Origin of the sequence: Streptomyces sp. T39 (genome assembly GCF_008042045.1) — a bacterium.
Lineage (GTDB): Bacteria > Actinomycetota > Actinomycetes > Streptomycetales > Streptomycetaceae > Streptomyces.
Window position 1 is genome coordinate 1 of the sequence record NZ_RDBP01000233.1, and the last position, 7,753, is coordinate 7,753.

At 74.7% G+C, this 7,753-nt stretch carries 16 protein-coding genes; 14 read left to right on the forward strand and 2 right to left on the reverse strand.

What is annotated here, in order from left to right; genetic code table 11:
* Positions 1 to 66: 66 nt before the first annotated feature.
* The 8 genes from EAO77_RS37405 (at position 67) to EAO77_RS37435 (ending at position 3,330) form a co-directional block, all read left to right on the forward strand.
* Positions 67 to 747 carry a hypothetical protein gene (locus tag EAO77_RS37405; RefSeq protein WP_147992715.1) on the forward strand — a complete coding sequence of 227 codons (681 nt, stop codon included), beginning with the start codon at positions 67 to 69 and terminating at the stop codon, positions 745 to 747.
* Positions 737 to 1,048 (forward strand): hypothetical protein, encoded by a 312-nt coding sequence (locus EAO77_RS37410; RefSeq protein WP_147992716.1) that lies wholly within the window; start codon positions 737 to 739, stop codon positions 1,046 to 1,048. Before EAO77_RS37405 ends, EAO77_RS37410 begins: the two co-directional genes overlap by 11 nt.
* Positions 1,045 to 1,446, forward strand: a complete 402-nt coding sequence (locus EAO77_RS40910; protein WP_261994341.1) for a hypothetical protein — start codon at positions 1,045 to 1,047, stop codon at positions 1,444 to 1,446. Before EAO77_RS37410 ends, EAO77_RS40910 begins: the two co-directional genes overlap by 4 nt.
* Entirely contained in the window at positions 1,443 to 1,763 is a 321-nt protein-coding gene (locus EAO77_RS40915; RefSeq protein ID WP_261994342.1) for a hypothetical protein, read from the forward strand. The genes EAO77_RS40910 and EAO77_RS40915 overlap by 4 nt, the downstream gene beginning before the upstream one ends.
* Positions 1,763 to 1,993, forward strand: a complete 231-nt coding sequence (locus EAO77_RS37425) for a hypothetical protein (RefSeq protein WP_147992717.1) — start codon at positions 1,763 to 1,765, stop codon at positions 1,991 to 1,993. Before EAO77_RS40915 ends, EAO77_RS37425 begins: the two co-directional genes overlap by 1 nt.
* A 1-nt stretch (position 1,994) precedes the next feature.
* Complete coding sequence (locus EAO77_RS37430; RefSeq protein ID WP_147992718.1) at positions 1,995 to 2,318, forward strand: hypothetical protein; 324 nt, start codon at positions 1,995 to 1,997, stop codon at positions 2,316 to 2,318.
* Positions 2,315 to 2,482, forward strand: coding sequence for a hypothetical protein (locus tag EAO77_RS39305; protein WP_187283608.1), 168 nt, complete (start codon positions 2,315 to 2,317; stop codon positions 2,480 to 2,482). Before EAO77_RS37430 ends, EAO77_RS39305 begins: the two co-directional genes overlap by 4 nt.
* Before the next feature lie 83 nt (positions 2,483 to 2,565).
* Positions 2,566 to 3,330 (forward strand): hypothetical protein, encoded by a 765-nt coding sequence (locus tag EAO77_RS37435; RefSeq protein WP_147992719.1) that lies wholly within the window; start codon positions 2,566 to 2,568, stop codon positions 3,328 to 3,330.
* A gap of 175 nt (positions 3,331 to 3,505) precedes the next feature.
* Here EAO77_RS37435 and EAO77_RS37440 read toward each other — a convergent pair whose 3' ends face one another.
* Positions 3,506 to 3,991, reverse strand: coding sequence for a hypothetical protein (locus EAO77_RS37440; RefSeq protein WP_147992720.1), 486 nt, complete (start codon positions 3,989 to 3,991; stop codon positions 3,506 to 3,508).
* Between the two features lie 126 nt (positions 3,992 to 4,117).
* Positions 4,118 to 4,417: a helix-turn-helix domain-containing protein gene (locus EAO77_RS37445; protein WP_261994343.1), complete on the reverse strand. Its 300-nt coding sequence runs from the start codon at positions 4,415 to 4,417 to the stop codon at positions 4,118 to 4,120.
* A gap of 166 nt (positions 4,418 to 4,583) precedes the next feature.
* Here EAO77_RS37445 and EAO77_RS39310 point away from each other — a divergent pair, with 166 nt between their 5' ends.
* The 6 genes from EAO77_RS39310 to EAO77_RS37465 all read left to right on the forward strand — a co-directional run.
* Positions 4,584 to 4,748: a hypothetical protein gene (locus EAO77_RS39310; RefSeq protein WP_187283609.1), complete on the forward strand. Its 165-nt coding sequence runs from the start codon at positions 4,584 to 4,586 to the stop codon at positions 4,746 to 4,748.
* The gene (locus tag EAO77_RS39315; RefSeq protein WP_187283610.1) at positions 4,748 to 4,921 is read left to right on the forward strand and encodes a hypothetical protein; all 174 of its coding nucleotides are present in this window, start codon (positions 4,748 to 4,750) and stop codon (positions 4,919 to 4,921) included. The genes EAO77_RS39310 and EAO77_RS39315 overlap by 1 nt, the downstream gene beginning before the upstream one ends.
* A gap of 74 nt (positions 4,922 to 4,995) precedes the next feature.
* Positions 4,996 to 5,856 (forward strand): protein transporter Sec31, encoded by an 861-nt coding sequence (locus tag EAO77_RS37450; protein ID WP_147992721.1) that lies wholly within the window; start codon positions 4,996 to 4,998, stop codon positions 5,854 to 5,856.
* On the forward strand, positions 5,856 to 6,650 hold the full coding sequence (locus EAO77_RS37455; protein ID WP_147992722.1) for a hypothetical protein: 795 nt from the start codon (positions 5,856 to 5,858) through the stop codon (positions 6,648 to 6,650). The genes EAO77_RS37450 and EAO77_RS37455 overlap by 1 nt, the downstream gene beginning before the upstream one ends.
* The gene (locus EAO77_RS37460; RefSeq protein ID WP_147992723.1) at positions 6,647 to 7,105 is read left to right on the forward strand and encodes a hypothetical protein; all 459 of its coding nucleotides are present in this window, start codon (positions 6,647 to 6,649) and stop codon (positions 7,103 to 7,105) included. The genes EAO77_RS37455 and EAO77_RS37460 overlap by 4 nt, the downstream gene beginning before the upstream one ends.
* A 1-nt stretch (position 7,106) precedes the next feature.
* Positions 7,107 to 7,753: MFS transporter (locus tag EAO77_RS37465; RefSeq protein WP_147992724.1), on the forward strand; the 647-nt coding region annotated here is incomplete at its 3' end.

Genomic DNA, 7,753 nt, shown 5'->3' on the forward strand with positions numbered 1-7,753 from the left:
TACTGCCCGCCCACTGCCGTCTCGGGATCCGCCGTCAGGCGTCTACCGGTTGTAGCGGGGGGCCCTGTGGAAACTGTGGATAACCCGCCTGCCGCCCTGCGGGCCGACGGGGGCCGGGGCACAGACGGCGCCTGCAGCGGAGGCCCGGCTGACGGATCCGGTCCGACGCTGTCCGCCCGAGCATGGGCAGTCCTGGCCCCGGTACGGCACCTGCTCGGCCCCGACACCACCCGGTGGGAGATCACCCGCATCGAGCGGGAGATCCTCGCCCAGCTTGCCGCCGGCACCGGCATGCAGCGCCTCACCGACCGCCTCACCCGCCGCTACGCCTGCACCACCCCGGTACGCGACGGCGGCCGCTGGATCCTTGGCGCGGGCCTTCCACGGCGCGGCTGCGGCCTCGACGCGTGCGAGGACGGGGTGATCTGGCACAGCGGCGCTCCGTGCGGCGTGTGCCTCGACCTCGCCCTCACCTCGCCGCCGGGCGAGCAGCAGGCGCCGGCGGCCGCCGAGGAGCAGCCCCCCGTCGCGGCCTCCGCGGCCGCGCCGCTCCCGGCACCGGCGCTCCCGCCCGGGCCCGTACCGCCGGAGCTCACCCGCGAGCAGCTGGCCGCGCTCCGGGCGGCCGCCGGGCCCGGCACGATCCGCGCCGCCGTCGCTCAGTACGGCCGCGCCCGAGCCACCTACCTCTACGGCTGGCGCGCCGTCGCCGCCCTCGACGACGCAGGAGGACCTGATGCTCAGTGAGCACGACGTGCAGACATGCGAGAGCTGCGGGGCCCGGATCCGGTGGACCGTCACGGCCGCCGGCAAGCCGATGCCCGTGGACGCGGACCCGGCTGCCGACGGCAACACGGCCGTCTACGCGGACGGCACCGGGCGGCTGCGGTCCCGTGGGCTGACCCGGGAGCGGCCCGTCCTGGAGCACGCCGAGTGGCTGGCCAAGCCTCACTTCGCCACCTGCACCAACAAGCCCGCCCGGCGGAGCTCCCGCCCCGGGGCCCGCACCCGGCAGGGCGTCCGCCCGACGCCGTGGCGGCCGCGGTGACCGCCCGCCCGGCGGTCACCGTGCCGGACGCGATCGCCGCGGTGGTCGCCGCCCAGGCCGAGACGTACGTGAACGCCCGCACCGCGGCCGGCCCGCTGCAGCACGGCGAGTTCGTCGCCATCGGCCATGCCGTCGTCGCCGAGCTCCGGGGCGCCGGCTGGCACATCGCCCCGCACCACGACCTGGAGGTCCCGACCGTGCGCCACACCCCCTGCCCCTCCTGCCGGCAGCCGAAGAGCCCTCGCCGATACCTGTGCCTGGCGTGCTGGTGCCAGCTGAGCGACGCCGCCCGCCGGGCCCTGTCCCGCCGCGACAGCCAGGCCATGGCCCGGCTCCGTGAGCTCCACCGCCAGCTCGAGGCCGGCGTACCGCCCGCCGACATCGCGGTCTCGCCGTGACCGTCGCCGCGCTCCTGGCGCTCCTCGACGTCGCCCGCCCGGGCGTCACCCGGCACCCCGCCCCGCTCATCCCGCACACCGCCCACCGACGACAGGACCCCGATGCCCACCAGACCCACCGGCGGCCGCTGATGGCCACCCAGCTCATCCTTCCCGGCGGCATCGCCTCCGCCGTCGACCTCGTCGACGCGCTCCTTGCCGCAGCCGACGCACGCGAGCGCCGGGCCCCGCGCCAGGCCGCCCGCTGGCGCGACCTCGCCGACCAGCTCGGCGACGCGCTCGACACCCTGCCCACCCCGGCGGGGGAGCGCACGTGATGCGGCTGCGCCTGGTGGCGCCGCGCGGTTCGGACGTCCGGCACGCCGCGACCTGCGTCGGCGCCGTGGTTGCCCTGGCCGTCTCGATCGTCTGCGCCGCGGCCGCCGTCTGGCCGCCGGCAATCACCACCTTCACGGTCTCCCTCGCTCTCGCGGGGTCCGCCGGCCGTCAGCACACCACCCGCACCGTCGCGGCCGCCGCCGAGCGCGCCGCCCGACCGAAGGACTGACATGGACCTCCCCCGCCGGCCTGTCTTCGTCCGGGGCCTGCGCCTGCGCCTGGCGCACGGCACCGTCCTCGAGGGCCTCGTCTGGCCGGACGGCCGCTGCCTCCTCTCCGAGGACCCCCTCTCCGGCTTGACGGTTGGCGCGCCCAGCCCCGAGGACCTCGCCCGTGGATTCGCCGGCGCCCGCGTCGAGTGGTGCACGCCCGCCGGCCTCTCCGTCCAGCAGCTCGTCGAGGAGTGGGCTGCCCGGCCCGACCGGTACGCCGCGCTGCAGGAACTGATGACCGCCCTGACCGACGACATGACCCCGTCTGGAGACCCGACGTGATCGACCCCTACGCCTCCACCACCCACCGCGCCGTCGACCCGGCCGCGGCCGCCGCCCGCGAACTCGCCGACGACGGCCACCACGTCCACCTCGTCGACGACGGCACCGCCACCTGCCTCACCAGCGACTGCACCCCGCCGCTCCTCATCGGCACCGGCCGGTAGCAGCCCAGCACCACAGGGTGCGCCCGCAGCCCACGGCCGCGGGCGCACCCCACCACCAGCACCACCGCTCAGGGAGTCACGCCATGATCAGCACCACCGAGTCGTCCGCCGCTCTCCTCGGCATCGCCCGCGCCTGGACGCCGCTCACCGAGGCCGTCCAGGACGCACGGCAGCACGCGTGGCCCCCGCTCACCCTGCGCCAGTACCTTGCCCAGCGCGGCGACGAGGAAGAGCTCGAGGCCCGCACCTGGCGCGCCGAGGCCCTGCGCGCCCTCGAGCGGGACCCGGCACAGATCGGCCGCCGGCCCGTCCCGCTGCGCCTGGACCTGATCGGCACCATCGCCCTGATCGAGGCCGGACTCCTCGAGCTCGCCGACACCACCGCCGCCCACGTCCAGCGCCCCCCGGTCTCCATGCCCCGGCCGCGCCGCGCCGCGTACGCAACGAGCAGGGCGCAGCGCATCGTGTGGGAGGACCACGCCCGCCGGGTGGCCGCCGCCCAGGCCGACGCCGCCGACCCCCGCCGCTGGCGCTACGCCGACCCGCGCACCGGACGGCACCGCCAGAGCGGCCGCGAGGCCGCCCTGTGGCTCCTCGGCCGCGTCACCGGCGCGCCCGGGCCCTTCCTGTCGCTGCCCGGCCCGCTGCGGGAACGTATCGCCCGGGCCTCCGTCCAGGCGGAGGCCTGCATCGACCAGGCCCTTGGCCTCGGCGCCGGCCACACCACCCTCGCCATGCCGTGCACCTGCGGCGGCCGGATCCGCCTCTACGGCGACGGCACCCTGCCCACCGCCATGTGCACGGGCCCGTGCGCACGCACCTGGCACGCCGCAGCCACGCCCGCATGACCACGCACGAGGGCCCCGCCGTGACGTACGGCGGGGCCCTCGACGGCCTGGGCATGACGCTCCACTCACGTGGAGACGGTGGACTCCTGAAGCATTTCAGCCCTGTTGTCCATCGGTTCACCTCCGCTGGCGCGGAGATCGGCACGACGGCCGGTGCGGATAGCCTGCCACAGTTTCAGCGTCGGCCGTCCCGAATTTGGTAGATCCGTTCGCGGGACAGACCGGCCAAGTGGGCGATTTCGGTGACCGGCACCGATAGCGCGAGTGCGGCGCGGATCCACTTGTCCCGGGTGAGGTCCAGGTCGGCGCTCTGGCGCTGGGCGGCCTCGCGCTGCCGGGTGATGTGTCCGAGCCAGAACCGGACAGCGTCCTCGCTGGCGGTCGTCGCCTCCGGCCGCTGGTTGTGGGTGGTCTCCCAGAGCATTTCGACGGTGAGGCCGCGCGTGATGATGTCGACTGCAAAATCCGGTCGGACGGTGATGTCTCGGCCGAAGAGGGCGCCCTGTCGGATGACGCCGTCGTCTGCCTTCGCGGTTCCGGGGAGCGTGGTGACGTCGTAGTAGCCCGTGACGCCGCTGGGGCGTGCGTCGTCGGCGGCGATGTAGGTGCGGCCGCTGTGGGTGAACTTGTCGCCTCGACGGATGTCGGCAATGGTGGCCACGGTGCTCCCTCTCGGCGCTACCTTGCGTAGCGCGCTACACAAAGCGTGCCCGGATGGGAGCCTCGTGTCAAGCGCGCTACATATGGCTCATCGTCGTCCAGGCGGGCCAGCAGGAACGCCACCGGGTCAGTCACCCTGTCCACCCTTCGCCCGCGGCCGGTTCCGGCCGGAGCCGGTGTAACCCCGCTCAATGTCCTGCACCGTCGCCAGCGACACCCCCAGCGCGGCCGCGATCCGCCGGTACGAGACCGGCGGAGTCTGCGCCCGCATGTCGAGCACGACCTGGCGGCGCAGCTCCCGCCACCGCGGGGCCCGCCGCGCCTGGTCTGCCATCACCTCGCCGATCGCCAGCGCGCGTTGCTGCGGGTCGGTCATCGCCTCCACGGCATCCATTGCATCGATCACGCGCTGCGCCTCCTCGGTCACACCCGGCCTCACTTCCTCGGTCGGGCCACTTGCCCAGAGTGTACGGGGCCCCGTACAGTCGTGGGAAGTAGCCCAGCTACCAACGCAGGTGGCCCCGGCCGGAGTTGCAGCTCCACATGGCCGGGGCCTGGCCTGCCCCGCAACCGTGACGAAGGAGACAGGCCGCATGGAGCGTACCGAGCCGTTACCCGACCAGCCCACCCCGYCAACCGCGCCCCGCCCGCACCCGTTCGCCGACCGGCCGGCCACWGTGGCCGACTGCGCCGCCGACTACGACCGTGGGGCGTCCGTCCGCAGCACCCTCGCGAAGCAGGAAGCGAGGCACCGCTGATGGGCTGGCTGACCGGCACCCCCAAGCCCAAGCGCCCGCGCGCCGCGAACCCCTACACCGACTGGCGAGCCGCGCCAGACGCCGCCGGCCGCAAGCGCCGCGCCTCGCACCACCGCACCGGCGCCGCCAAGGCGGACGCCGCCGGCTGGAAGTGGCTGCACCCGCGCGGCTGACACCCCACCGACCGGGCCGGGCCCTGACACCCCCGCAGGGCCCGGCCCTTCTACCTCGCTCCCGGAGGAGCAGCATGCGCACGCGCGCTACCACCCGCACCGTCCACGAGCCCCACACCATCGACGGCGTCACCGAGATGGTCGAGGTCCAGCGCACCGAGGAGACCCTGGCGCCGCCGCGCGACTGGGACCACCTCGTCCGCCAGGCCGTCACCGTCGGCGCCGTCGTCATGGTCACCGTCTCCGTCGTCTGGTCTACCGCCTCGATCGGCGACCTCCTCGCCCGCGTCACCGAGCCCCTCGCCGCCTACGGAGCCGCCGTCGCGTTCGACGCCGCCTGGATCATGTGCATGGCCGTGGAGTGGCTTCACCGCTACGACGCGCCCCGCGCCGCCCGGGCCCGGCGCGCCGGCACCGCGGCGCTGCTCCTTGCCATGGGCGCGGTCGCCGTCCACGGACACCTGGAGGGCACCCTCGTCATCGGCATCGTGGGCGCTCTCGTCTCCGCGCTCGCCAAGGGCTCGTGGGCGATCGCGATGTCCGTCCACGCCCGCACGCTCGACGCCCGCACGCAGGCCTGGGTCGCCGCTCGCCGCGCTCGCATCGACGCACAGCGCGCCATGATCCCCATCCGGCGGGACCTGCAGCGCGGGGAGGCCCTCGTCGCTGCCGAGCGCGCGGCCCTCGCCAGCGCGGAGCCGATCCGCACGAATCCGGATCCGGATCAGTCCGCGGAATCCGGATCCGAGATGGACGAGGAGTCCGGCCCGCCCGCCACCGGCCCCATGACCATCCTGGACGCCGTCCGGACCGCCACGGACTGCAACATGGGCGACCCGGATCAGGTCCTCGCCTACGTCCGGCAGGTCGCCGACGCCAACGCCAAGCCCGACACCGTCAAGCGGTACATGCGCCTCGCCAAGGTGGCCGGCTGATGAACCTCCACCGCCTCCGCAACAGGCTGCACCGCGCCCCCGCGGCCCAGGACGACACCCCGCCCCCCGGGCCCGCCCTGGGGCCCGATGAGCGCCGGATGCAGCACTACCTCCGCGTCCTGGTCGACGGCGAGCCCGTGCCCGTACCGCACGCCGACACCACGGAGCGGGCAGCAGGCGCGCAGGACCGCTCCCCGTACTGGCTCGACCAGCTGCTCGCCGCCCGCCGCCACACGCCGCCTCCGGGCCCCCGGCCGGATCCGGAATCCGCCCCCGTTCCGGATCCGGATCCCGTTCCGGATTCCGCTCCGGATCCGGATTCCGGGCCGGACACGGCCCGCCCCGCCACGGAGACCGGCCCGGGGGAGCGGAGCGCATGGTGGCGCATCGGTCCCCGCCCGGCCCTCCTGGCCCCGGCTCCGCCCGCACCGGAGCCCGGCATCCACATCACCGTGGTGCAGCACGCCGACCCGGCCGGGCCCACAGCCCGGGAGCGGGCCCGCTGGTGGGCCATCCGCCGCGGAACCGCCGGCGCCGTCGGCTACTGGCTGTTCGGCCTCGGCCCACTGGTCGCCCGCCGCCTCGAGGAGGCCGGCCCCGGAGCCATCGGGTTCGCCGTCCTCCTGTGGGCCGTCTGCTGGTTCGCGGCCGCCAAGGCCACCAGCCTCATCCCGGACAAGATCGCGCGCCGGATCACACCCGAGATCCGCATGGCCGCTGACTGGGCCCTGCACATCCCCGCCTCCACCGTCCTCCTGGCCCTTGCCCTGCACACCCCCGGAGCCACCCTGTGACCAGCACCGTCACCCTCGCCGCATCATCCGGAGCAGCCTTCGGAGCAGTCGGCACCGGCGGCGTGGCCCTCGTCTTCGCCGTTATCCTCGCCCTCGGCATCCGCGGAGAAGGCAGAGTCAAGCTCTCCGCCAACCCCGCCACCTACCTGGCGTTCATCGCCGCCACGGCATTCATGGCCGCAGGCCAGATGTGGTCCCACCCCGAAGCGCTGGTGGGCCAGGGCCTCACCGGCCTGGGCGTCGGGCAAGGCCCAGACGGGCCCTTCGGTAACGTCGGGATCGGGGCCGTGTGCCTGATCCTCGTGGCCGTCTTCCTCATGGCCAAGCTCTCCCCGCTCCTCGGCGCCGGCGTCGGCCTGGTCGCCGGCATCGTCTTCCCCGTCGCCGGGCCCGGCACCATCTGGCAAGTCCCCGTCCAGCTCGCCCACGCCGTCATCGGCATGCTCGGAGGCTGACATGGCCACCCCTCAGCAGCCCACGAACACCACGCCCGAAGCCTCCACCATCGCCGAGAAAGCCCAACCCCCGACCCCCGAGCCGCGCCCCGTACCGGACGGGTGGCTCCGCTTCTGGGCGACCGCATGGGACGTCCTCGCCGCCCTGTGGACCGGGTCCAGCCGCATCAGCAGCCGCATCGGAGCCTTCATCAGCGGCGGCAGCACCGGCGGCGCCCTCGCCCGAATCCTCGGCCTCGTCCTGGCCGCCGGCTTCATCTACGGCCTGCCCTTCACCTGGCGCATCCTCGGCCTCACCACCCTCGCCTGGGTGGTCCTCGCCCTCCGCATCGCCTACCGCCCCGGACGCGGCAGGCACAAGCAGGACGACCAGGAGCAGCCCGCCAAGGCCCCGAAGCGGACCATCAGCGACGTCACCCGGGACGAGACCGTGACCGCCCTCCACGCGCTCCTCCAAGCCTCCGGGGGAGTCCACCTCAAGACCCTCGGCAAGCACCTCACGAAGGAGCTCGGGGGAGGCCCGGTACGCACCCGCGAGGTGCGCGACCTCCTCACCCGCCACGGCATCCGCCACCGAGCCGGAGTGAGGCTGCCCGGGGAGAGCGGCCGGGAGGGTGTCCACCGAGACGACGTCCCACCCCTCCCCTC

Bases quoted from the DNA above. Each gene is read 5' to 3' on its own strand.
- EAO77_RS37455 (WP_147992722.1), top strand. From the start codon at position 5,856: ATGAACCTCCACCGCCTCCGCAACAGGCTGCACCGCGCCCCCGCGGCC.
- EAO77_RS37450 (WP_147992721.1), top strand. From the start codon at position 4,996: ATGCGCACGCGCGCTACCACCCGCACCGTCCACGAGCCCCACACCATC.
- EAO77_RS37425 (WP_147992717.1), top strand. From the start codon at position 1,763: ATGCGGCTGCGCCTGGTGGCGCCGCGCGGTTCGGACGTCCGGCACGCC.
- EAO77_RS37435 (WP_147992719.1), top strand. From the start codon at position 2,566: ATGATCAGCACCACCGAGTCGTCCGCCGCTCTCCTCGGCATCGCCCGC.
- EAO77_RS37410 (WP_147992716.1), top strand. From the start codon at position 737: ATGCTCAGTGAGCACGACGTGCAGACATGCGAGAGCTGCGGGGCCCGG.
- EAO77_RS37430 (WP_147992718.1), top strand. From the start codon at position 1,995: ATGGACCTCCCCCGCCGGCCTGTCTTCGTCCGGGGCCTGCGCCTGCGC.
- EAO77_RS39315 (WP_187283610.1), top strand. From the start codon at position 4,748: ATGGGCTGGCTGACCGGCACCCCCAAGCCCAAGCGCCCGCGCGCCGCG.